The 26008-nt window shown below is 29.6% G+C and carries 20 protein-coding genes; 8 read left to right on the forward strand and 12 right to left on the reverse strand.

Annotation, left to right across the window (positions count from 1 at the left end; genetic code table 11):
- Positions 1-50: 50 nt before the first annotated feature.
- Positions 51-6362 (reverse strand): alpha-2-macroglobulin family protein, encoded by a 6312-nt coding sequence (locus BST83_RS02320; RefSeq protein ID WP_367889132.1) that lies wholly within the window; start codon positions 6360-6362, stop codon positions 51-53.
- 144 nt (positions 6363-6506) lie between these two features.
- Here BST83_RS02320 and BST83_RS02325 point away from each other — a divergent pair, with 144 nt between their 5' ends.
- On the forward strand, positions 6507-7385 hold the full coding sequence (locus BST83_RS02325) for an IS982 family transposase (RefSeq protein WP_104808411.1): 879 nt from the start codon (positions 6507-6509) through the stop codon (positions 7383-7385).
- On the opposite strand, the gene BST83_RS02330 is transcribed toward BST83_RS02325, so the two are convergent.
- The gene (locus BST83_RS02330; protein WP_104808412.1) at positions 7365-7658 is read right to left on the reverse strand and encodes a hypothetical protein; all 294 of its coding nucleotides are present in this window, start codon (positions 7656-7658) and stop codon (positions 7365-7367) included. The genes BST83_RS02325 and BST83_RS02330 overlap by 21 nt on opposite strands.
- Positions 7659-7809: 151 nt before the next feature.
- On the opposite strand from BST83_RS02330, the gene BST83_RS02335 reads away from it, so the two are divergent.
- Positions 7810-9162, forward strand: coding sequence for a UDP-N-acetylmuramate--L-alanine ligase (locus BST83_RS02335; RefSeq protein WP_104808413.1), 1353 nt, complete (start codon positions 7810-7812; stop codon positions 9160-9162).
- Here BST83_RS02335 and BST83_RS02340 read toward each other — a convergent pair.
- The 6 genes from BST83_RS02340 to trkA form a co-directional block, all read right to left on the reverse strand.
- The gene (locus BST83_RS02340) at positions 9146-9364 is read right to left on the reverse strand and encodes a hypothetical protein (protein WP_104808414.1); all 219 of its coding nucleotides are present in this window, start codon (positions 9362-9364) and stop codon (positions 9146-9148) included. The two genes, BST83_RS02335 and BST83_RS02340, sit on opposite strands and share 17 nt — an antisense overlap.
- A gap of 27 nt (positions 9365-9391) precedes the next feature.
- Positions 9392-10528 (reverse strand): phosphoenolpyruvate carboxykinase (ATP), encoded by a 1137-nt coding sequence (locus BST83_RS02345; protein ID WP_104808415.1) that lies wholly within the window; start codon positions 10526-10528, stop codon positions 9392-9394.
- A gap of 89 nt (positions 10529-10617) precedes the next feature.
- The gene (locus BST83_RS19770; protein WP_170062720.1) at positions 10618-10785 is read right to left on the reverse strand and encodes a hypothetical protein; all 168 of its coding nucleotides are present in this window, start codon (positions 10783-10785) and stop codon (positions 10618-10620) included.
- A 27-nt stretch (positions 10786-10812) separates the two neighbouring features.
- Complete coding sequence (locus tag BST83_RS02350; RefSeq protein WP_104808416.1) at positions 10813-13698, reverse strand: DUF8693 domain-containing protein; 2886 nt, start codon at positions 13696-13698, stop codon at positions 10813-10815.
- Between the two features lie 177 nt (positions 13699-13875).
- Complete coding sequence (locus tag BST83_RS02355) at positions 13876-15375, reverse strand: TrkH family potassium uptake protein (protein WP_104808417.1); 1500 nt, start codon at positions 15373-15375, stop codon at positions 13876-13878.
- Position 15376: 1 nt separating this feature from the next.
- Positions 15377-16723 carry a Trk system potassium transporter TrkA gene (trkA, locus tag BST83_RS02360; protein ID WP_104808418.1) on the reverse strand — a complete coding sequence of 449 codons (1347 nt, stop codon included), beginning with the start codon at positions 16721-16723 and terminating at the stop codon, positions 15377-15379.
- Positions 16724-16894: 171 nt separating this feature from the next.
- Between trkA and radC the strand changes: the two genes are divergently transcribed.
- The 3 genes from radC (at position 16895) to BST83_RS02375 (ending at position 19862) form a co-directional block, all read left to right on the forward strand.
- Complete coding sequence (gene radC / locus BST83_RS02365) at positions 16895-17581, forward strand: RadC family protein (protein ID WP_104808419.1); 687 nt, start codon at positions 16895-16897, stop codon at positions 17579-17581.
- A 70-nt stretch (positions 17582-17651) separates the two neighbouring features.
- The gene (locus BST83_RS02370) at positions 17652-18956 is read left to right on the forward strand and encodes a polysaccharide deacetylase family protein (protein ID WP_104808420.1); all 1305 of its coding nucleotides are present in this window, start codon (positions 17652-17654) and stop codon (positions 18954-18956) included.
- Between the two features lie 153 nt (positions 18957-19109).
- A complete protein-coding gene (locus BST83_RS02375; protein ID WP_146092102.1) occupies positions 19110-19862 on the forward strand; it encodes a GNAT family N-acetyltransferase in 753 nt (250 codons plus the stop codon).
- A 3-nt stretch (positions 19863-19865) separates the two neighbouring features.
- On the opposite strand, the gene BST83_RS02380 is transcribed toward BST83_RS02375, so the two are convergent.
- From BST83_RS02380 to BST83_RS21045, 4 genes are all read right to left on the reverse strand, one after another.
- On the reverse strand, positions 19866-20324 hold the full coding sequence (locus BST83_RS02380; protein ID WP_240614620.1) for a DapH/DapD/GlmU-related protein: 459 nt from the start codon (positions 20322-20324) through the stop codon (positions 19866-19868).
- A 136-nt stretch (positions 20325-20460) separates the two neighbouring features.
- The gene (locus BST83_RS02385) at positions 20461-22053 is read right to left on the reverse strand and encodes an asparagine synthetase B family protein (RefSeq protein ID WP_104810758.1); all 1593 of its coding nucleotides are present in this window, start codon (positions 22051-22053) and stop codon (positions 20461-20463) included.
- Position 22054: 1 nt separating this feature from the next.
- Positions 22055-22741 (reverse strand): oligosaccharide flippase family protein, encoded by a 687-nt coding sequence (locus BST83_RS02390; protein WP_254712441.1) that lies wholly within the window; start codon positions 22739-22741, stop codon positions 22055-22057.
- An 11-nt stretch (positions 22742-22752) separates the two neighbouring features.
- Positions 22753-23052: an oligosaccharide flippase family protein gene (locus BST83_RS21045; RefSeq protein ID WP_254712442.1), complete on the reverse strand. Its 300-nt coding sequence runs from the start codon at positions 23050-23052 to the stop codon at positions 22753-22755.
- A 315-nt stretch (positions 23053-23367) separates the two neighbouring features.
- Between BST83_RS21045 and BST83_RS02395 the strand changes: the two genes are divergently transcribed.
- The 3 genes from BST83_RS02395 to BST83_RS02405 are packed head-to-tail and all read left to right on the forward strand — an operon-like array spanning position 23368 to position 26007.
- Entirely contained in the window at positions 23368-24054 is a 687-nt protein-coding gene (locus tag BST83_RS02395; protein ID WP_205853542.1) for a YjjG family noncanonical pyrimidine nucleotidase, read from the forward strand.
- Between the two features lie 35 nt (positions 24055-24089).
- Positions 24090-24635 (forward strand): hypothetical protein, encoded by a 546-nt coding sequence (locus BST83_RS02400; protein ID WP_146092103.1) that lies wholly within the window; start codon positions 24090-24092, stop codon positions 24633-24635.
- Between the two features lies 1 nt (position 24636).
- Complete coding sequence (locus BST83_RS02405; RefSeq protein WP_104808425.1) at positions 24637-26007, forward strand: DUF5723 family protein; 1371 nt, start codon at positions 24637-24639, stop codon at positions 26005-26007.
- Position 26008: the final 1 nt, after the last annotated feature.

A 26008-nucleotide genomic window follows, 5' to 3' on the forward strand; every position in this document is an offset into this window, starting at 1 on the left:
CAATCCTCTTTTTCGATTCTATTATTTTAAACTTTTGTTAAATAAAATGGTTATTTTTCTAATACATTAATTCTGATACCTTTAGAATGACTGCTAAATTCCGGTGCATACATACTTTGTATCGTTGTAATTCCGTTGCTAAAATTACCAGCATTATTTACCCGAACTTCATATTCAAAAACATAAATTCCTTTAGGTATTCTATCAAAAAAGAAATTAGTTGCTGCGTCTTTTGTGCTTTCATAATAGCCTAGATTATCTTGCCATTTGTATTGGGACAGTACGTTAACTGGTTCAACTCCAGAAGCACGCATATCTTTCATGTGAACAAATTCCATATCTCTATCCGAACTCAATTCTATTCTTACCGTAATTAAATCTCCTATTTTTATGGAAGTATTTTTAGTAATTTCTTTCAATTCTTTTCCTGTATCAGAATTTACTTTCAAAAATAATTTTTTACTGATTTTTAACGGAGTTTCTGCGGATGTAATTTTATCTAAATCTTCAAAATATTGCCAATACAAACCTCCCCAAGCAATTCCGTTTCCTTTTTTGTTGATGGTAACTTCGCCCATTTTTGATTTAATTTCATCCGTATTCCAAGAAGTTTTAAAATATCCTGTTGCAGCTTCCACTTTTATAGCTGGCATTTCTAATGGATTTATTTCTAAGTCACCCACCTTAATGTCGACCATTTCTGTAACAGAAACCCAATCACTTCCATTTAATAACAATGCATAAACGGCTTCTGTAGTTGCTTTTGTAGTTTTCCAACTATTTGTTTGCTTGTTTTTTAGCAACCAAATTTTTAAATTATCGATCGTTTCTACATCATTTTCAATTTCAGAAAAAGTTTCAATCAGCAAAGACTGCGTTTCAACTGGCGCTTGATAATAGTAATAACCAGCGGTATTGGTTTTCCAATACATTCCTAATTCGTCAGAAGTAATAGAATTTTCTTTTAAAGATTTTAAAATTTTATTTGCAACTGCTTTTTCATCATTTCTAAAAAGAGACAATGCAATTTGACCTTTTGCATATAAATTGTACTCATTCCAATATTTTGAGGTTTGATTTTGATAATAATCAACAGCATTTTTTGTTTTTTCATCTAAAGTAATACTACTATAAAAACTACGCATATATAAATGCTGAATCGTAAAATAATTCAAGTTGTTTTTTTCTAAGAACTCGGTATATTTTTCCGTTCCTTCTTTTTTTGTTTTTGATTCGGCTTTAATTTCTGATGCTCTTTCTATTAATTTTGTATACTGACCTAATAATTCTTTGTCTAGAAAACGTACTGCTTTTTCAAGCATATCTTTAGTGGATGCGTTAAAATCAGAAACACCTAATTTTTGTAAATGCCCAAAACCAGTGGCAATATGTTGTGTAATATAAATACTTTCATATCTACTGCCTTTAAACCAAGGAAATCCACCAGAATTCATCTGCATATCTTGCAACTTATTGATGGCTTTTTCTTTTTCGTTTTTCATTTTCGTCAAATCGAGCAATATCGCAATCCTTTTCTTTTGTTCAGTTTCTGATTGTGCATCTCTTAACCAAGGAGTTTCTTGAATAATCAATGACTTTAATTCTTGATTTTTCTCTAAATTCGATAAAAGTGCATCCGAGGACGCCCAAGAATTAAACACTTCTTGAATCTTCGGATTTGAATTTGCCACAAAACTAGCTAACGTGTTTGCATAAAGGCGAGAGAAGGTTTGTTCTGCACATTCATAAGGATATTCCATTAAATATGGCAAAGATTGAATGGCATACCAAACAGGATTCGATGTCATTTCTAGCGTTAATTTGTGATTTTTTAAAGTTGTTGAATTAGAGTTTTTCAATTTATCCAACGTAAAGGTTTTGGTTTCATTTGCCCGAATCCACATAGAAAGTGTTTCGGTAACTAACATTCTATTTGATAAAACAGGCAACACATTTTGTTCTCCATCAGAAAAATCGCCGGCTTTTGCAACAATTTTATATTGAACAGCTTGCACCGTTTCCGGAATCGATAAATTCCAAGAAACATTTGTATTGCCTTCTTTATCAACTTTGAAACTTTTAGTAGCATTTGTGTTTTGTAATTCAGTATTTATTTCTTTCCCAGTAATAGGATCCGTTAAAATTAATTTAGCTACACCGCTTAATTGATTATTTGTTAAGTTGGTAATTTTCGCGCTCAATGTAATAGTATCTTTTTCACGTAAAAAACGAGGCGCATTTGGCACTACCATTAATTCTTTTTGAGTAACCGTTTGCAAGGTTTTACTTGCTGATTTTAAATCTTTAGAATGTGCTAACAATTGCAATTTCCATCTTGTTAAAGCTTCTGGCATTGTAAAATTGAAACTTATTTTCCCGTTTTCATCCGTTTTTAATTGTGGGAAAAAGAAAGCCGTTTCTTTAAAGTTTTTACGAGCTTGTACTTTTGATAATTCCTTATCTAGCTTTGCCAAGCCAGCTTTTGTAGTGATAATTATAACTCCGTTTACTGCTTTTGCACCATAAAGTGATGTGGCAGCGGCATCCTTTAAAACTTGAATTTCTGCAATATCATTTTCATTTAAATTGAATTTATCAACAAGTACACCATCAACAATATACAAAGGTTGATTTTCTCCAGAAATTGATGAGTTTCCTCTAATTTTAACAAAAGGAATATTCTCAGAATTTTCACTTTCTTCAATCATAACTCCAGCTACTTTTCCTTTTAATAAACTTAAACTCCCAGTTATAGATTCTTTTTTTTGAGTTCCATAACCAACAACTACAACTTCATCTAAATTACTTTCATCAGCTTCTAATTTGAGATCTAAGTTTGTTTGTTTACTTATAGTAATTTCTTGAGATTTAAATCCTAAATAACTAACTATCAAAACATCCCCAGTTTTAATTTTAATGGAATAGTTGCCATCAAAATCTGTTTGTGTTCCAAAAGTTGTTCCGCTAATTTGAACGTTAACTCCAGGCAAAGGTTCTCCATTTTTATCAGCTATAAAGCCAGTAATTGTTCCGTCAAAATCAGTTCTAGAACTATCTATTTTTCTTCTGGTAGTTCTTAAATATTGTTGATTGATCCAGCGATTATTGTTGAAGCTAAAGCCAAACCAGTTATACGTGTCATTGCCAATTGAAGGAAATGCATAATAATTTCTTTCTATATTTCTGATATTGAAATACGTGTTATCAAAACTTTTATTTGCGCGACTAACATTATAAGAATAGTAACTTGGTTTTGGAGTTATTGGGTTAAATTGCCAATTATGAGATTTAAATTCATCTAAAGAAGCATCATACATAGAAGCTAAAACTTCTGCAACAACAGCATCATTTTTGTCATTTTTAACGGTAAAACTCCAAGTCTCATTTGCTTCGGGTTGTAATTTATCCCTGAAAATATTCGTGCTAATTTCTATACTTTCTTGTTTTTCAGGAACACTAATTAATAAGTTTCCGCTTTCAAAATAATTATAGTTCACAAAGTGATATTTAATGGCAAAGCCACCAAGATCTTCTTTTTTTACGGGAATTTTAATTGTTTTTGAATCGTTTTTTAACTTCACAAAACAGGTTTCTATAATTTTATGATCCTTTTCAATTTGAACAACAACCGTCATATCTTTTGAAGCTGAGCTAATTTGGACTTCAACAGCATCACCAATTGAATAAAAAGTTTTATTGGTATTAATGTCAAACAAAGAATTATCAGCAACTTCTTTTTCTTTGTATGAGAAAAGTGTTATTCTTTTTTCGTCTTTTACTTCTTGATTAAATTTGTCTTTACTTTCTAAAACAGCAATATATTTTCCAGAAACCCAGGTATCTATATCTTTTAAAATGATTTCTTTGGATGTTGAAGTGTCAAAGTTTTCGCTAAAAACAAGGGCTCCTTTTTTCCAGTTTTTTTCATCACTTTCATCATCTGTATAAGGTTCATTGGGAAAGAGTTTTCTAAACTCATTTTCAGAAATATCTTGATAATCAGGAGCAGGCCAAGATCTTTTTCTTTGCGGTGTTTTTGGCGCTTGTAATTTGTAAATTTTCACCGCTCCCGTTGCAGCAACAAACTCATCATTTAAATTTTTAGTATCAATTTTTAGAATGTTGTCATTTGTGTTTTTGTCAATTTCGGCATCCAAAGAAATAGAAGCAAGTAAACTGTGATATCCTATTTTTACAAAGCTTGTCGCGCTTCTTGTCTCTCCATTTATATCGGTAACATCCGCAGTAATTTCATAGGTAAAAACAGGAAGATTTTCCTTAGAAACGGTTTCGTCAGGAATTGCTTTAAAAGTTATATAAAAATTACCTGATGCATCTGTAATGCTTTCACCATTCGTAATTTCCTGAGAATTTGAAGTAGGGTTTGGTCTGTACCAATAATACCAACTAGGATATTGTACTTTTCTATGCACTCTATAAACTACTTTTGCATCTGTAATATTTGCGCCAGAAAAGGCTTTTGCAAAACCATTTACCTTAACAGAATCATTGATTTTAAAACTTTCTGTAACAGGTTTAAATTCGGTTTCAAACTTGGGTCTTTTGTATTCTTCTACAGAAAACCGTACTTCATTATCGTAGTCAAAATCAAAATTGGTATTGTCATAAAAGGAGCTGTCATGTGCTATGCTTTCATCAACTTCAATAGAAAACTCGCCTGTTAAACCATTATTCGGAATAGTAAATTCGCCAGCAACAGAGCCAAATTCGTTTAGTTTTAAATCTAACGATGCTATTTTTTGATTGTTAACATCAAATAAAGCAACTTCTACAAATTCGTTTGTAAAAACGTCAGATTTATCGCCTTGTTTTTTAAGTATAATTGCTTTAAAATAAACAGTTTGTCCTGGTCTATAAATACTTCTATCCGTAAAAATAAAAGGTTTTATGTTGATTTCTTTAGTATTATCTTGATAGGTATTTCGATCATTTTTATAAAAATAATGAGAACCAAAATAAGCGAAATCATTTTTAGTTTTTACTGTAATATCACAATCAACATACGTATATTTATTTTTAAACGTGGCAAATCCGTTTTTGTCTGTAGTTAGATATTGATTTATAAAACCACTGTTAGTTCTATTAGGATTTGTAATATGTATTTCAGCTTTTTTTATAGGATTTCCCGCATTTCTATTCACAATTTGATACTGGTAGTGATCGTCAAAATTGTTTTCAATTAAGGTTAAATTTGTAACCTGAATTTGTGCTGTTCCGTAAATGGAATTTTCTTGTAAATCTTCACTTTCTGATGCAAGAATTAAATACATTCCGTTTTCAAATTTTGGAACAAGTACTTCAGTCGTGTGTTGTAAATAATCGTGTTCATTTCTAAGTTGATGTTGCCAATTTGTAACCTTTTCTTGCTTGCTAATAAATGTTTTTTTATCTTCTAACTTGTGTAATTTATTAAAGAATTCAAGTTTGTTTTGATTGATTTTATATGCTGTAAAAAATAATTTTTCAACATTTTTATACCTTACTAATAGTCTTGAAGTATGATGTATAGGAATATATTCTTCGGCAATAATAGAAAGTGTTTTTTGCTCAATTTGAGCTTTTAAAAGGGTACACTTTTCAGCGCCAAAACTTTTAGGAAATTGTTTGATTGTTTCATCACAAATAGCAATTGCTTCTTTATTTTTAAAGCGATCTTTAGTGTTTTCTGCTGATGATGAATTTGCTTTATTTCTGTAACTATTTGCAATTTCAAAAGCATACAAAGCACTCGCTTCATGATTTTTAAATTGTTCTTTGGATGTAATTAAACTTGACAGTAAAATATTTTCTGAATCATTAAAAGTTGCATGTTGCTTCACGAAATTCAACCGTTGAATATCAATCTCTGCTAGCGCATTTTTATTGTTCTCTTTTAAATGAAAAGCAATTATTTTTTGATATATTTTTAGTGCATTCAATTGTAAAGACAAACTATCTTTTGATATTATTTTTAATTCAGAAAATGTTTTTACATCACCCAAAAAAGAAGCGTCATCAATAATAAATTTATACGCAGGACTTGTAATAGACGTTTCGGTTGTTTTATAAAATTGTAAACTGTTGTTAGCTAAAAAATCAAACAGTGTTGGTCTGAAAATCTTAGATTCAATGTTGATTTGTAATATATCTGAAAAAGCTGTTATTTCTATTTTTTGAAGCTGATCAGCATTTTGTAAAGAGGCTTCAAAATAACAATGAATTTCTTTAAATAAGGTGTCTAAATCCCACGTTCTAAAATCTTCTGAATCAACCTTATTTTCAGTTTTAGTTCTATTGTAAAACTGATATCTATTTTCATTAAAATAGTGCCAATATAAATTAGCTAAAACATTTTCTAACACGTTTTTTGTAGGGAAATCACTTTTAGCAATATGCTCTTTAAAACTATTGATTACACCCGTTGTGCATTATAAATAGTTAAAAAAAGTTATTCATTTGACTATTAAAAGTCGTATATTTAATTGACAATCAATCGATTAAATACGATGAATAACTTTAGAGCAAATTACGATAAAATTTTAGAAGTCTTAGCCACAATTACAGAAAAGGAACAATTTTTACGTCAAAACAGGAAACCAAAACTAAAAGACATTGAATTAATCGCTATGAATTTAACAGCAGAATATATGGGTATAGACAGTGAATGTCAGTTGTTTCGGGATATTCCAGAATATTTGTTTGCTAAAATAGAGCGATCAGTTTACAATAAACGGAAGCGAAAATTATTTTTTGCCATTGAATTTATAAGAACTCAACTCTCCAATAAGTTCACGGAGTTTGAAAACTATTATGTAGTAGATAGTATGCCTTTGGAGATTGTAAAACTCTCAAGAAGCGGGAGAAGTAAAGTTTGTAAAGAGTACTTTTATTCAGCCCCAAATAGAGGTTATTGTGCTAGTCAAAACATGCATTATTATGGCTATAAAATACATGCTGTTTGTTCTATTGATGGCGTGTTTAAAAGTTTTGATATTAGCAAAGCTTCTGTACATGATATTCATTATTTAAAAGACATTAAAAATCAGTTTAATAACTGTGTGGTTTTAGGGGACAAAGGATACCTAAGTGCGGACTATCAGTTAGATTTATTTGAGAGTAAACAAATTAAATTAGAAGTTCCAATGCGTAAAAATCAACAGAATTACAAAAAACAAACGTATATTTTTAGGAAGAAAAGAAAACGAATTGAGACCTTGTTTTCTCAACTTTGTGACCAGTTTAAAATACGGAATAATTATGCGAAAACTTTTGAAGGTTTTAAGACAAGAATTCTCTCAAAATTAACAGCACTAACTATCATTCAATACATTAACAAATTTGTTTTTAATAGGAATATAAACAATTTAAAAGTCAATATTGTTTAAATGCACAACGGGTTTGATTACTTTTAATTGCGCATCTTTCTCTAAAGTTAAAGCGAACTTACTTTTATAAAAAAGTGATTTTATGATATTAGGAGAATTACTTGCATTAGCAGCTTTTTCGTAGATTTCATCCACAATTTTTAATGCTGATTTTGGCAAACCATCAACTTCAAATTTTTCTACTTCAAGCCAAAGCTCGTCATAATTATTTTGACCATTTACAGATATAGAAAACAAGAAAATCAATAATAGGGTTGTAGTAATTTTTTTCATAATCAGATTTTTTAATTTTCAAAGTCATTTTAATTAGTTTCAAATACCAAAAACTGTAATTTTAGTAGTTACTTTTTCAAACTAACTTTAGTTCTAAAGATACTTTATATTGTACAAAGCTTTTGTATTTTTGCATCTTAAAATTTGTTCAATGATAATTCATTTTATTGCCATTGGTGGAAGTGCAATGCACAACTTAGCCATTGCGTTACACCAAAAAGGATACCAAGTTTCTGGAAGTGATGATACAATTCATGATCCATCAAAATCTAGATTAGAAAAATATGGATTGTTACCCGAAGAATTTGGCTGGTTTCCTGAGAAAATAGCATCAAAATTAAATGTGATTATTTTAGGAATGCATGCTAAAAAAAATAATCCTGAATTATTAAAAGCGCAGGAATTAGGTCTTAAAATATATTCTTATCCTGAGTTCTTGTATGAGCAATCTATAAATAAAACACGCGTTGTTATTGGTGGTTCTCATGGTAAAACTACGATTACTTCGATGATTTTACATGCATTAAACTATCATGAAAAAGCAGTAGATTATATGGTTGGCGCTCAATTAGAAGGCTTTGAAACTATGGTTCATTTAACCAATGAAAATGATTTTATTGTTTTAGAAGGTGATGAATATTTGAGTTCGCCAATTGATATGCGTCCAAAATTTCATTTATACAAACCAAATATAGCGTTGTTAAGTGGCGTTGCCTGGGATCATATTAATGTTTTTCCGACGTTCGAGAATTATGTTGAGCAGTTTAAAATTTTTACAGATTCCATGATAGATGGCGGAAGTATGGTGTATAACATTGAAGATGAAATTGTAAAAGATGTTGTAGAATCTTCGGAGAATCATATTAAAAAATATCCTTATAAAACGCCAGAACATTTTATTGAAAACGGAATTACCTACATAGAAACCGCAGAGGGAAATTTACCTTTAGAGATTTTCGGAAAACACAATCTTCAAAATTTAGCAGGTGCAAAATGGATTTGCCAGCATATGGGAATTGATGAAGACGATTTTTATGAGGCAATTGTAAGTTTTAAAGGCGCAAGTAAACGTTTAGAAAAAATTGCAGAAAGTGATTCAACGGTTATTTTTAAAGATTTTGCACATTCGCCAAGTAAAGTTGCGGCAACTACAAAAGCGGTAAAAGAACAACATGCAGAAAGAACAGTTTTAGCTTGTTTAGAGTTGCATACGTATTCTAGTTTAAATGCAGAATTTTTATCAGAATACAAAGGTGCATTAGATTTTGCTGATAAAGCGGTTGTTTTTTATTCTCCGCATGCAGTAAAAATTAAGCAATTAGAAGAAGTTACAGCACAGCAAATTGCAAATGCTTTTCAAAGAGATGATTTGGTTATTTATACAAATCCGCAAGAATTTAAAAATTATTTATTTAGTCAAAATTTAATAAATTCGGCAGTCGTTTTAATGAGTTCTGGTAATTATGGTGGTTTAGATTTTGAGGAGGTTAAGAGTTTGGTGTAGGTTTCTTTAACCCAACTTGAACTAATTTTTCTTTATACCAGTTTTTATCAGTAGTTCTTTTAATTAACCAATTTCTATGATCCTTATTAAATAATGATTTGTAAATAATATCTAACCTACTTTTTATATTAAGTTTTCTTCCACTTCTTTTATGATGTCTGTTTCTTAGAGTTTTATTATGTTCTTCATGAGTAATCGTCAAACATTTTCCAATAAAAAAAGTGTCTCTTTATAAGTCATCATTAAATATTTTGGTAATAGATGCAATCATTTTTTTATTATCGGAGTACGTTAATTGATAACATTTTAAACCTGCAAACCAATCTAAAAATAGTTGAGCATTTTCTTTTTTTGGTGATAACCAAGAATCAGGAACTAATTGCTGAAAAGCGTCAATATTAGAAATCTCTTTACAGCTTAATTCGGCATTTTTTTCATACTTAATAAAAACCAAATCATTACAAGGTAAGTGTGCGAAAAAATCATCATTATTTGGTTTTAAATAACGCACAATTTTATTTAATCTTATAAAGTTGTATTCTGCAGTGGTTGCTAATTCAGGATAAATAGGAAGCAACGTTTCTAGACTATTTTTCTTAATAGAAATAGCCGCAGGAAAACTATAAACTTCTTGTTTGTTTGCATCCATCGGCACAAAGTCATCAGCTAAACAGGTAAAACCATTTGCTTGTAAAAGCGCTAAGGAAGTACTTTTACCATTGCCAGAATCCCCTAAAAAAAGCATAGATTTCTCGCCATTACTAATTGCAGAAGCATGAAAAACTCCCAACCATTCACTTTCTTTTTTTTGATGAATTTTCTGAATTAATTCCATAGAGAATTTTCCTTGAAAGAAATGAATATTCTGACTGCTCCAAGAACCAATAAATGTATTATTTACGTATAAAAAAATGTAATTATGGTTGATAAAAACTTCAAATTCATTTTGAAATTTGGTTACTTTATCAATAACCAAATGTGCAAATTTGGGATGCACAAGAGAAAGTCCTTTTTCACTTAAAAAAGAAATCTTAAAAATAATATCATTGATTTTATAATACTTTATAAACTCAAAGTTTTTAGGTCTTTTTATATCTTTGTGATCATCATCTATTTCTGAATTTTTAGAAGTATTTCTAGTAAAAAACTTTTTTTCAAGCTCTAAAATTAAATCGATCGTTTTATTTAAGGGAACAGCTAATTTTTTTGATAAAACGGTTGCGATTTCATGAACTGAAATCCCTTTATTTAATCTTTTTAGAATATCTGCTGTTGTATTTTCTAATACTACATATTCATTATTTTTTTCAAACCAAGTAATGGTTTTATCTTCAATAACTTTATAGAGTGCTGTTGTATTTTTCATAAAGAATAAAAGTAGTTATTTAGTGTTTATTAAAACAATAAAACGCCTCATAAATTGAGACGTTTTACAAATATTATGTGGTATTGAATTTAGAATCCTGTACCTGGGGTTTCAGGGCTTTGCGCTTGTGCTTTCTGCGGATTCAAAATTAGATAAGTGCCAAGAGCAGTTAATGCAGCATATTTACCATAAAAGCCTATTTTTTTGATAGCATCCTTACGAGTAATTTCTTGTTTTAAGTTTTTTATGTTTTTCATGATGTTTCGTATTTAAAATTCTCGTTTTTATTCTAAAGTAATTTTCTTATTCAATTTACCGGTTTCAGTTTCTATCTGAACAATGTAAATACCAGCAGCTACTTTTGGTAAAGAAATATCTTGAATTCCGTTAGAAGTAAATGAAGAAATTAATACTTGTCTACTAAGAATATTAAATAGTTTTAATTTTGTTTTTCCGTGTGATAAACCAACAATTCTTAAATTATGATTGTTCGTTTTGTAAATACTGATATTCTTTAAATCACTACTGTTTGTAATTAAAGGTGATTTTGTAGAAGTATGTAAATAGAACCTTCCAATTCCTTTTATAGCCTCTGATAAAGTGATTTTGTAAGTACTATTTGCTTCTTCTAAACTTGTAAAAGTATTTAATAATCTATCTTCTAAAAAGACTTTAAGTTCATTGGGTAAGTTTGAAGTTTCCGCAGAAAAAGTAAGGTCTTTATCCGAAGCCGAATTAATTCCAATCGGAATTATCATGTTTTCATAATTAGAAGTTGGCAAAGATTGTATCTGAAAATTTTTGCCTTCGCTATCAGAAACTAAATGAGTGTATATTGCAAATGGTTGTGGAACGCCGCCAAATAACTTACCATCATAACCATTATCAAAACCCGTAGTTGTCCCATTTATATAGTAAATATCTGCATATCTAGAGGATATATTATCAGTAATTAAAAGTTTAATTTCTGGTCTTGAATTACTTTTTTGAAAAGTATTTGTTGCGTTATGATTTTGATTAGATTTTACAAAAGTAACCGTATTAGCAGTTTTAGCTTCAACAAAGAATCCTTGACCGGGTGCAATCATAAAATCAGCATGACTTCCTGTTGATCTTGTATCATAATAGGATCCATTCCACATATAAAAGTTTGGTTCTAAATCATTAGATTGCGTGGTTAAAAAAGTTGTGCTATTAATATAGGAAGTGTATGGATTCCCTACTAAATTAAAATTAGTGCCATTTACTCCCCCAAGAATAAGAGGAATATCAGCATTTGAATCATCCGTTCTAATGGTACCCGAAAACGAAATATTTCTTACTTCATCTAATTGTACTGAATATCCTTTTGCATCTTCTAAATCACCAGTAGAGGAAGTAGTTTGATAAGCCCATCTTTTTGCTGATATTGCTTGGATATTATCATAAGGAGCAATACCAATTCTACCAGCAACAGAGTTGCTGGGTAAAAAAGTATGATTAGAAATTAAGTTCTGAATTGTTTCTCCATCAACTGGAGAGGATATAAAATACCAAGAATTTTCAGTTGGTAAGTTTCTTTTGTAAGTTGCAGTTCCTGAAAAAGTAGATTCAGCTATTAAACTTGTGCCAGAGTTTATAATTACTGAATTTACAGTAACCGCGGATGAAGCCGTTGGTTGACTTGTTGCTTTTAATATTTGAATATCATCTTCCGTTCCAGGAACTATTCCTAAACTCCAGTTGGATGCTGTTGTCCAAGAATTATCAGTAGCACCAGTCCATGTATTCATACTAAAAGGCTGTCCTGAAGAATTGTATCTCCCAGGAGAAGCAGCAACGGGGTTTGATGAAATTTCAGAATGTTTTACAAAACCACCTGTTAAATCATTATTTCTACCAATAGATTGGTCCTCATCTCCTTCATTTCCATACGTATAAGTGGTTATTAACGCTCCTTCAGAATTTTTTAAAGTAATAGTATCACCAGCATTGTTCAATGATAATCCATTTGCCGTATCTGTAATACCTGAGATTTCTGTGGGAGTTCCTCCACCAAAGACGACAACCGATCCACCAGCAGGAATCGAAATAGCACCAAAAGTATGCTTAACACCTGTGCCATCGGATATTGTATAACCCGTTAAAAGATGAGATTTATTATCTAAATTTACCAATTCAATAAATTCATCTTCAGAGGAATTAAAATTTGAATCTCCGTTTGAATCAATAGAGGGTTTTGGGTCTGTTGCCGCTGGATCGGCTAAAATTTCGTTGATGATTATATTCCATATATCATCATCTGTAATGTTAACTACATGTTGACTTATACTTAAAGTAGCAGTTCCTGAAGTAACAGAAATATCAATAATAATTGTTTCATTATATAAATCTGCATCATCATTAATACTTAAAGGAATACTCAACGTTTCATTCGCATCGAATACCAAAGGAGTTAAATCAATCGTGTAATCTTCCGCTTCAGAAGTGCTACTTCCGTTTATGGTTGCTGTAACGGTGACATTGGTATCGTAATTGGTGAAAGTTATGGGGATGCCATTAGTTGCAAAGGTGGCATCTGTTTCTGTTTGGTTACTTGAAGCGTTGTTAAAGGTTATTGTTGGTTCTGAAGTAGCTAAAATACCTTGAATGATGATATTATCTAGTCTTAGATATTCTGTGTCTGCATTATTTTTCATAATCACTCTTATTTGTAAGGTACTACCATTTAATTCTGTTTGAGTTACAGTTAAAGTATCGAAATCGTCACTTAAATCACCATTGGTTGAAGCTACAGTCCATGCACCTGAGTCAATTTTATATTCTGTTTTAAAAATATCCTGAGTTTCTAAAGTTCCTGACTCTGCCGCACTTAAGCTAAATGATATATTAGTATAATCAGAAATAGTAATTGATTTTGAGAGCCAGATAGCATCTCCGTCTAGATTTCTGGCTTCGAAAACTCCGTCGGTCACCTTAAACCAATCACTATCTGTGGACAAATCGGTAGCAGAAATATCTACACTCCAATCAACTCCAGTTAAATCTAAATTTGGTTCGGGGCCAATTGCACCTTTGTTTTCTTGGTCTGTAAAACCTTCAGAATAAATTGTTGTTTGCCCAAAAGAATTGTTAGCGGTTATTGCGAGAATATAAATCATCGCAATTTTAAAAATGTTTCGTCTTTTCATAATAATTAATTTTGGCTTACAAATTAATTAATACTCAAATAAAAAGGTTACGGGAATCCGTATTTAGGGTACATTAAATGTTTTTTCTATAAATTTTGGTCACTTTTATTTTGTTGATTTTCAGAAGGACTACTTTTATTTTTTCGATTTTAAACAAAAAAAGGAAGTAAGGCTATTTTAGCTCTTACGCCAAAAGAAAGGAGTAAACAAGATTAGAACAGTAAACAATTCTAACCGGCCAATTAACATTAAAAAAGAACAAAACCATTTTGCGGTAGAAGATAAATGTGCAAAATTATCTACAGGACTTACAGAACCTAATCCTGGGCCAATATTACCTAATGAAGAAGCTGCTGCTCCTAAAGCAGAAATAAAATCTAAGCCTAAAAAAGTTAAAATTACTGATGCCATTATAAAAATAAGCATGTAAATAATGAAGAAAGAAAGAATATTAAAAACAATTGTTTGGCTTACAGATTTACCATCATATCTAACAGGAATTATTGCATTTGGGTGCAATGCTTTTTTAAATTCTAAAAAACTATTTTTTAGCATTATAATATGTCTAACAACTTTTACACCTCCACTTGTAGAACCTGCAGATCCTCCTGTAAAAAAGAGTGCAAAGAAAATAGCGGTTGCAAAGAAACTCCAAGTTGTAAAATCTGCGGATACAAAACCAGTTGTTGTTACTACAGATGTTACCATAAATAATGCGTGTCTAATAGCACTTTCTGTATCACCATAAACATTTGGATGTGCAATGGTAGTTTGTAAATTTGGGTCTTGATAAAATATAATTAAGACGGCAATAATAGCCGAAGTTCCTAAAATACCAAATAAATAATATTTAAATTCTTCACTTTGAAAAACTTTTCGAACTTTTCCTTTTAAAGCAAAATAAATAAGTACAAAGTTTGTACCAGCAATCAGCATAAAAAAGATGATAATATATTGTACAAAAGGCAAATTATTATAGTAGGCAATACTGCTGTTTTTTGTAGAGAAACCGCCTGTGCTTAATGTTGCCATTGCATGATTTATGGCGTCAAACCACGTCATACCGGCAATTTTTAGTAAAAAGAACTCAGCAAACGTTAAGGATACATAAATTAAATATAAACGTTTTGCGGTGTCTGTAATTCTTGGGTGTAATTTATCTGCAGAGGGTCCAGGAGCTTCTGCCATAAAAAGTTGCATTCCTCCAATTCCTAGAAGTGGTAAAATGGCAATGGTAAGCACAATAATTCCCATTCCGCCAATCCAATGTGTAACACTACGCCAAAAGAGAATTCCTTTTGGCATAGATTCTATATCGGTAAGAATCGAAGATCCTGTAGTAGAATAACCAGAAATAGTTTCAAAAAAAGCATCAGAAATACTTGGTATTGCACCTGAAAACAAGTACGGTAACATTCCTGTAAATGAGAGGGTAAGCCACCCTAAGGTTACAATTAAGTATCCTTCTTTTTTATGAATATTTGTGCTTTTAGGTTTGTTTAGAAGGTAGAGTAGAAGTCCTATAAATACAGTAATAATTCCTGCAATTAAAATTCCAGCAGCAGCTTCTTCTTCATTAAAATAACTAAACGGAAAAGCAACAAACATAAACAATCCATTAAGAATTGCAGTGATGCCCAAAAAACGGTAAATTATTTTTAGATTTAGACTTCCCATTCTAATTAAAAAAACCCTCTACTATTGATATTGCTTCTGGTAAACAGAAAACAATTACTTTATCTCCAGTTTGTATTTGTATATCACCAAAAGACATTAAGGCTTTTCCTTCTCTAATAATTCCGCCAAAAACAGCTTCTCTAGGAAAACGTAAATCTCTAATAGGCTCTTTTGTAACTTTAGAATTAGGTTTTACTTCAAACTCAAAAACTTCAGCATCAATATTATGTAGATTGGCTAATTCTAAAATTTCACCTTTTCTAATATGTTTAAAAATATTACTTGCTGCAATTAGTTTTTTATTGATAAGGGATTCAATTCCTATGGTCTGAGAAATATCAATATAATCCATATTTTCAACTAGAGCGATTGTTTTTTTAACGCCTTTAGATTTTGCAACCAAGCATGACATAATATTGGTTTCAGAATTACCGGTAACCGCAATAAAAGCATCCATTTCTCTAATGTTTTCTTCTTCTAATAATTCCAAATCTCGTCCATCACCATTAATAACCAAAGTGTTGGTTAAACTTTCAGCTAAACTTTCTGCTTTTTCTCTATTTTTTTCAATCAACTTTACTTTAAAATTGTCTTCACAAAGGTTTCTTGCTGTTTTTTCGCCAATGCTACTTCCACCAAGAATCATAACATTTTTAATATTGTATTGCTTCTTGCCAAGAATTGGATACAAGTCTTTCATACTGTAATTTGGTACAGAAAAATACACTTGATCATGCACTTGGTACTTCGTATCTCCTCTAGGAATTATGGTTTGAGAAACATTTTCTCTTTTAATAGCAATGGTTATAAAATCTACATCAGAAAATTTTTCTTTTGCTTCTTTTACGGTTAAATTTATTAAAGGCGATTTGAAAGTTAGTGCCGTTCCCATTACATTAAATAAGCCGCTTTCAAAGGCAACAGTATCATTAAATGAAGATTGATTTAGCAGCATTTTTATTTCATTTGCGGCTAATTCTTGAGGAGAAATCATAAAATCTACTCCAAATTTTTTAAAATCTACTTCACATTCATTTAAAAACTCTGGATTATCAATTCTCGCAATTGTTTTTTTAACTCCTAAAGACTTTCCAATAACAGAAATCGTGAAATTTGTGTTTTGGCTATCAGTAACAGCAATTAATAAATCAGCAGAATCAATGCCAATTTCTTTTAAAAGCTTTATAGAAGTTGCATCACCTTTTTTGGTAATTACATCTAAATGATTGTTGATGTAGTTTAACTTTTCACCATCAAAATCTATAACGTAAGTGTCTTGAGATTCGTAAGAAAGAAGCTTTGCTAAATGAAAGCCTACATCCCCAGCACCTGCAATAATAATTTTCATATTTGAAATATAGAAATAGGTTGCAAATATACGAAAGTAAGTATTGGCTTTTTAAAAAATTGATGTTCTTTTTAAATTGATGATTTTCAATTTGATAGTTCACACAAATCCGAAAAAAAACAAATTCTGGGTAACAAATTTCATTTTAGTATTTTTATCAAAAATTGTTACATGGAAAAATTGACTATTAAATCTTGGGCTTTAGACGATAGACCTAGAGAAAAATTAGTGGCGAAAGGAAAAAATGCTTTGTCCGATGCCGAATTAATTGCAATTCTCATTGGATCTGGAAACAGAAATGAAAGCGCAGTAGCTTTGTCTAAAAGAATTTTAAATTCTGTTAAAGGGAATATTAATGCACTAGCAAAATTATCCGTAGAAAAATTAATGACATTTAAGGGAATTGGAGAAGCAAAAGCAATTTCTATAATAACAGGTTTAGAGCTAGGCAAAAGGAGGCAATTAGAAATAGCTTTAGAAAAACCCAAAATTACTAGTAGTAAAGACGGTTTTAATATTATACAACCTATTATCGGCGATTTAGAACATGAAGAATTTTGGGTGCTTTTTCTAAATAATTCAAACAAAGTATTGGCAAAAAACCAAATAAGTAAAGGTGGTTTAACAGCCACAATTGTAGATGTAAGATTGTTATTTAAACAAGCTTTAGAACTTACTTCTGTTGCTATGATTGTGTGTCATAATCATCCATCAGGAAAACTAGAACCCAGTAACGCGGATAAACAATTGACGCAAAAAATTAAACAAGCCGGTACAACTTTAGATATAAAACTATTAGATCATTTAATAATTACCGAAAAAGCGTATTTTAGCTTTGCAGATGAAGGTTTGCTATAAGTTTTATGTTTTTATCAGCAGGTAAGCTTTGAATCTTTGTTACTTTGCAGCTTTGCAACTATAGAAAAAAATGATACTAGTTTACACACATAAAATAACACCTAGAGTACGTTATATTTTTAAGCATATTCTAACAAGAACATTGGTAATTCCGGTTTCTTTTACTACAAAAATCGAAGACTTTGTTGCTCATAATGGACCAAAATTATCCTATACTAAGACTCCTTTAAGCAACGAGCTTTTTATAAAAAGCAACAATTTATTATTTGAACAAGGTGTAAATGATTTAGAAATAAGTGTCCAAAAATGGGATGACATTGCTTGTTTTTTTAAATCGAATAAAAAATCAAGCATACCTTTTGATATTTTCGCTGCAAGCTTCTATTTAATTTCTAGATACGAAGAATATTTACCACATGTTAAAGATACTCATGGAAGGTTTACGGCGGAACAAAGTTTAGGGTATAAACATCAATTTTTAGAAAAACCAATCGTAGATATTTGGGCATATAAATTCTTAGCCGTTTTAAAAGAAAGATTTCCGGAGTATGAATACAAAAAAAGAATGTATAACTATATTTCGACCATTGATGTAGACAATGCATTTGCCTACAAACATAAGAGTTTAACAAGAAGTGTAGGCGGTTTTTTTAATGATTTATTCAAATTTAAATTGTTAGAAGTTTGGAATCGTACTGCGGTGGTTTGGAACCTAAAAAAAGATCCTTTTGATACTTTTGATAAAATTTTAAGATTAAAAAAAGACTATAATGTTAAAACTATTTTCTTTTTTTTAATTGGTGATTATTCAACTTTTGACACTAATGTTTCTGGTTCAAAAACGAAATATAAACTGCTGATAAAAGAAATGGTAGATTATGCCAGAGTTGGCTTGCATCCTTCTTATTTTACCATGCAAAATGCGGCTCTTTTAAAGAAAGAAAAAGAACGTTTAGAATCGATTACCAATATGCCTGTTAGCAGATCTAGGCAACATTATTTGCGTTTTTCTTTGCCAGAAACTTATCAAAATTTAATAGATTTAGAGGTAGAAGAAGACTACTCGATGGGCTATGCGAGCAATGTAGGTTTTAGAGCGGGCACATGTACACCATTTTATTTTTATGATTTGGATTTCGAGATTCAAACGCCCTTAAAAATATTTCCTTTTGCTTTGATGGATACTACTTTAAACGATTACATGAAGTTAACACCAAAGCAATCTTTAGGTAGAATTAGAGATTTAAAAAATGAAGTAAAAGCTGTTGATGGCACTTTTATAACGTTATTTCACAATGAAAATTTAAGCGATTATTTAAGATGGAAAGGATGGAAACGCTTGTATGAATCGATGTTAAAAATAGCCACTTCATAAAATGATTAATTATATTAAAAGAAAGATTTAGAGGTTACTAAATATAATACTTGTATTGAAAATTCAATTCAAAGTAGAATTTATGCGTTTTCATGGTATTTAGATATCGTTGCAGACCATTGGGATGTTTTAGTTTTAGACGATTATGAGGCAGTGATGCCAATAACGTGGCGAAAAAAAGCCGGAATTAAATATGTGTATCCGTCTCTTTGGTTGTTAGAATTAGGTGTTTTTTCTTTGGATGAAAGCCAAGATATTCAACCGTTTTTAGCCATTTTATGCAGTAAATTTATGTTTGTAGAACTTCGATTAAATACTAAAAATAAGTTTTTAAAATCAGCATCTTTAATTTCCAAACAGTTTCAATATTTAGATTTAAAAATTGGCTACGAAGCTATTTTAAAAGGCTATAATAGAAATAGAAAAAGAGAACTTGTAAAAGCAAATAAATATCATTTAATAGAAAATTGGACAGATAATCCAGATAAACTAATTACTATTTTTAAAGAAAATATCGCTGAACGTGTTAAAGGAATTTCTGATAAGGATTATGCTAATTTACGAAACCTGATGAATTTTTCTTTAAAAAATGGAGTAGGAGAGTTGTTAACTATTTATGATACAAATAATAAATTATTAGCTGCTGCTTTTTTCTTAAAACATAAAAATAAAGTAACTCAATTGGTTTGTGCTTCAGATATTTCTAACAGACAAAACGGTGTACATACTTTTTTTAATGATCGCGCTATTTTTAAATACCAACCACATTTTGATAGCTATAATTTTGGAGGTTCATCAATGGAAAATATTGCTAATTATTATGTAAGTTTTGGCTCAAAAACAGAGAAATATCAACAAATAAAATATAATAATTTACCTTTTTTACTTAAATTATTTAAACGTTAGAGTTTAAAAATCATAAAACTTTTTTGGAAGTTTTTTGTTGAAAATAATTGCTGATAAATCTTCAGTATAAGGTTCTTTTTGTTTTATAACTTTACAGGGATTACCAACAGCAACAGAATTGCTAGGGATGTCTTTATTTACCAGAGAATTTGCGCCGATGATAACATTATTACCAATAGAAACTTCTGGCAAAACAGTGCTGTTTGCACCAATCCAAACATTATTACCAATTGTAATTGATTTTCCTTTTGTATGTTTTCTTAAATTATCGTTTTTATGATTGGATGAAATAATCGAAACTCCTGGTCCCAATTCAATATTTGAGCCAAAAATAATTCCGTTATTCGCTTGAATGTAGTTATTGAAGTTATCTCCTGGATCACATAAAATCCCTTTTTTTATATTTTCTGGCGCTAACACTTTTGATGTAAAATGAACTGGCCATTTTACTTTTGGATTCAATCTAAATACTTTTTGAGGAATTAAATAATGAAAAATAAAATATAATAACGTTGATAACCATATTTAGGTCTATAATATTTTGGATACAACCAATTTATAATCCATCCAAAAAAGAAAAAATCAATTTTTTAAACATTTATTTTATCTTGTTTTTAGAGAAATACAGATACCATTGTGTAATTATTTCATTGTAATTTTTACATAATTGATAGACTTTTAATTCGTTAACTGAAATTGAATCAAGCATTTTATCGGTAATAGGTTTGTAATTATTCCAATCGTTTTTTAGTAAAAATTTCTGTTTTATAAAAGTAGGCAAAATTGGTTTTATTTTCTCTTTTATTTTTTGAGTATGTATAGTTTTTTCTGATGGTTGCAATTCGCTTTCAAAGTAAATATTATTTGGCACAAAATAATTATTGATTAGGACATCATCAAAAAATGTTTTCATCAATTTATTTTTTACGGAAACTTTTTTAAAGAAGTCTAATAGTTCCTTGTCCCAAAAAGGAAATCGATGTTCAAAGCCGAAATAAGTATAAAAATTGGCCGAATTAAAAATATATTTGGCAATTTTTTCTTTGAGATCATAATCTTCAAAAACAGATGAAGGAATTTTCTCTAAGTAGTTTTTATCAAAACGAACTAACTTTTTTTCAACTTCGCTTTTTAAAATTTTCTTGTCTGATGCTGATAAAGGGTAATTAGTGAATTTCTGTTTAATTATTAAATCAGCAATTTCAGTGTGTTTTAAATTTTCTGGAATTACTTTTAAAAACTGACTTCCGCCTAATAAATCGCCTGCATAACCAGGAATAAAGATAGAATCTTCTGGAATTAAATTCTTTTCTTTTAAGTATTTAACAGCAAAATATTCTTGCAAATTTGGCATGGAAGAAAGTTTACCAGCAAACTGTGCATATTCTTTAAATTCTGTTGTTTTTAAGTAACCGTCAATTAATTGAGTATCGTATTCAATAAAAATCCATTTAAAATTTAATTGTTCAGCTGTTTTTTTAGAATTTTCAATTTCAAAACTGTTTTTTCTGCCATACGTATAGCACAAAACATTTTTGTAATTGTATTTTTTTAACATCACAGCAATTAATCTCGAATCAAAACCACCGCTTAAAGGAATTACGACTGTTCTATTCTGTAATGAATCTATAAATCTGTTAAATGTATTTTCGAAAGCAAAAACAGCATTGTCTTTTAAAGTTTGATACGTATCTGAACTTTCTTTCTTTATGGCGTAAGAATAGAAAAAATCACTTTCAATTATTTCATTATTTTCTATGATCACATACTCGCTAGCTTGCACTTGAAAAACATTTTTTAACAATGTTTTTTTGCCGTGTGTATGATTGCATGCTTTAAATTCAATTTCTGATAATGGATCAAAATCATCAAGCTCAAAAGTGTCTTTCAGGTGAAAAATATCATCACTTAAGAATATTTTGTAGTTTTGAAATGTGTAAAAAATCGGGAAAGATCTTGTTAGATCAGAAGCAACATAAAGAGAATGATCATCCACAATTAGAATCGTAAAAACGCCATTTAATTTCTTTAAAATTTCCTTAAAACCGTACCTATTAGAGATGCTTGATAAGTAATTGAAGGCGTTTTCTTTTTCATAAAAAACAGCATCAACATAAAAATACCCTTTAAAAAAAAGAGAATCATTTTTAAACCATTGAAAGCCTTTGTTATGTTTTAAAGTAATGTTCATGTTAGTTATAGGCAATCTTCTTTTCTTTGGATGTTTTTAAAAGATAGATAAAAATAAGAATATTAAAAAGCATTCCAATTCCGGAAAAAAGTATCAAAGCTATAACGATACTATTGTAAAAATAGTATCCTGAGAATAATGCCAAAAATCTAAAAACCAATAAAAAAGCATCGAAAACAACCATCGTTTTTTGTTTGTTTAAGATTAGAATTAACGGAGTTATTGGATTGCTTAAAAAACCAAAGAATAACCACGGAATTAAAATTCTTGAATACAAACCAACGTCTGTCCAGTTTTCTCCAAAAATAATATCTAAATAAAAAGAAAGTATAAATAAAGGGATAAAAAGAAAGGAGCTAATAAATAATAAATGCTTAGCTGTTTTTAGAACCAACTCATGCAAGTTACCGTCATCATTATATATTTTACTTGCTTTATTAAAGAAAACTTGATTTATAGATTGCTGAAAAATGCCAACAGGAGCTCGTGTAAATTTAATGGCAAGTCCGTAAATTCCTGAGCTTGCCAAACCAAAATATTTGGTAATTAAAAGTACCGGTAATTCATTAGAAAGATTATTTGTTAGGTTGATAATCGTATTAAAAACAGGGATATCTTTATATCTTTTCGCTAAAAACAACATCCTTTTTAAGGATATTTCTTGTGATACATCTCGTATTGATTTCAATGAGACTTTAATTAAAAATAACAATTGTAAAAATTACCAAACAACATCCCAGGAATTAACCCCAAAGAATTAAAAGAACTAAAACCAACAGCAATTTGAGAAGAACTCATCACAGCCGATTTTGTTAACAAACCTTTAGAAATGTTTTTAAACATATTAGTTCTATTGTTCCAATAATCAAAAATTGAAACGCCTCCAAAAAGGAAAACACTCAGCGGTAATAAATAGATAAAATTAGCCAGTTCTGTAATATTAAAGAAATCAGCAATATTTTTATTAAAAAGAAGATTATTATAAGTAATAATAGACAATAACTTACTAAGATAATAAAAGAAAAACCTGCTAAATTAATGGCGTCTGTATCCTTTTTTGGTAAAACAATAGCAAATTCATACTGTAATGTTGCTAAAGGCTTTAATATTAAAGTTGCTGATGAAAATAGCATGTAAATTCCAAAAAGTTCTGTAGAAAAAAGTCGGGTAAGTATTAAAATAGATACGTAAATTATAACTTGACTCAAAGCAGATCCGGTTATCAATGTTAAAACATTTTTAACAAACTCTTTTTTTAAAAAAGAAAATAGTTGCATATTACTAGTCTAATTATTGTTCTCAAATATAATGGAAATGAAACATATACAGCACGTCTTTTTTGATTTAGATCACACTTTATGGGATTTTGAAAAAAACTCTGATTTAGCTTTCAAAAAGGTTTTTGATAAGCAAAATATTACCATAGATTTAAATAGCTTTTTAGATATTTATAGACCTTTAAATCATCAATATTGGAAATTATATAGAGAAGAAAAAGTAACGAAAGAAGAATTAAGGTACCAGCGATTAAAAAGAACCTTTGATGCTGTAAATTATGTTATCACAGATGAGTTGATTGATGTAATTGCAATTGAATATGTCGATTTTATGCCAGATTTTAATCATTTGTTTGAGCATACTTTTGAAGTTTTAGACTATTTAAAGGAGAAGTATCAGCTGCATATTATTACAAACGGATTTGAAGAAATTCAAACTAAAAAAATGCAATCTTCAAATATTTTACATTATTTCAAGAAAGTAATTACATCTGATTCTGTAGGAGTTAAAAAACCAAACCCTAAAGTTTTTAATTTTGCATTAGAGGTTGCAAATGCAAAAAAAGAAAATTCTATTATGATTGGCGATAATATTGAAGCAGATATTCAAGGAGCATTGGATGCTGGTATGCACGCAATTCATTTTAATTTTGTAGGAGAAGAAGTAAATAACCCTAGTTTTCCTAGTATAAAATCTCTTTTAGAATTAAAGCAATATCTTTAATTGAATTTACGTTTAAAATAAATAGAAAATATTTTATGAAATCCCTCTTTAAAATAAGCATGTTTTTATGCTTTTTTGTCCTATCATCTTGCTATGAAAGTTTAGATTTTAATCAAGTAGATGACTATGTTTCTAAACCTGTTTTTACTTCAGCATTCACTTATTTTACTCTCGTACCAGCTCAATTCTTTGATTCAAATGGTACTCAAAAAAACAGTATTTCTGATATTACAAATTTTTATGGTTTTCAAAACACCTATGTTAAAGATAATCTTGTTAAGTTAGATTTTAGTGCAGAAATAAAAAATGAATTTGATAGAGAAGTAACAATTCAAGTTGATTTTTTAAACAATAGTGATATCGTTGTCTATTCTTTTACACCTATTATAGTGGAAGCTGGTGACTTGAATTTAATATTTTTAGAAGAGATTGAAGTTGCATCACATCCAGCTATTTTAAACACAACCAAAGTAAATATTTTAACAACTATAGAAAACACAGGAACTCAAATGGATCCTAATGATATTAGTGAGCTTGTATTTAAATCATCAGTAACACTTTTCATAGAATCAGGTATTTAAAATGAAGAAATTTTTATTTTTTATACTGGTTTTATCAGTCGTTAAAATTTCTGCGCAGAATAAACAAGTTTTATATGATTTTGCAGAATTACCTCAAACATTATTATTAAATCCAGGTGCTGAAACTAATTACAAATTCCATTTTGGAATGCCTTTTTTGTCAGGTTTTTCAATTGCTTATGGTTCTTCAGATGTGGTTTTAACAGATATTTTTGCCTTAGATAATAAAAATATTAAGGATAAAATTTCTACAATGTTAAACTCATTAAGTTCAAGATATTTTGTGAAGTTTAATAGCCAAATAGAAATTTTTAATGGTGGTTTTAGAGGTGACGAAAATACTTATTTTAGCTTTGGTTTTTATCAAGAAATAGATGCAATTACTTATTTTCCAAAAGATTTTATAACGTTATTTAATGAAGGTAATAATGCGTATTTAAATAAAAACTTTAGTGTTTCTCAAATACTTTATAAATTAGATGTTTTAGGAGTTTTGCATGCGGGAGTATCAAAAAAAATTAATGACCAATTAACGCTAGGAGGAAGGGTTAAAATATATTCGTCGGCTTTAAATATTGAATCGACAAATAATACAGGTACTATTACTACCATTTTAGGAACTGATAATATTTACAAACATTATTTAAGTACTATAAATATAAATGCTAGAACTTCTGGTTTAGTAGTAGATGATGAATATCAAGAAGATCCAAACGCGTATTTGAAAAATACTTTTTTAGGAGGTAATTTAGGAATTGGTTTCGATTGTGGATTTACGTTTCACATAAATCCACAATTAGAACTTTCTGCTAGTATGTTAGATTTAGGTTTTATAAATCATACAAAAGATATCAAAAACACTACAGCAAAAGGTAGCTTTGTTTTTGAAGGAGTAGAATTCCTGTACGATTCAAATAATCAAACAAATTATTGGGGAGAAATTGATAAAAACTTTAAAGAACAATTGCCAACAGAGGATAACCAGGAATCTTATATTTCTTGGAGACCTGCAAAACTGAATGCTGCATTAAAGTATAGTTTTGGCGAAAGAAGAAGTAAATATTGCTACGATAATACCTATAAAGATTTTTATACGGATGCTTTAGGCATTCAGCTTTACAGTGTTTTTAGACCATTAAGTCCGCAATTGGCACTTACTGGTTTTTATCAAAAATCAATTACTAATAAAATACATACAAAGGTAACGTACACCATAGATGATTTTTCGTATGCGAATATTGGAGCCGGACTTTCTGCACAATTTGGTAAGGTAAATTTGTATGGAATGGTAGACAATATTTTAGAGTATTCAAATCTGTCAGCCGCGAATAGTTTATCTTTACAGGTAGGAATCAATCTAATATTTAATTAAA

The organism is Polaribacter filamentus (assembly GCF_002943715.1).
Taxonomy (GTDB): Bacteria; Bacteroidota; Bacteroidia; order Flavobacteriales; family Flavobacteriaceae; genus Polaribacter; species Polaribacter filamentus.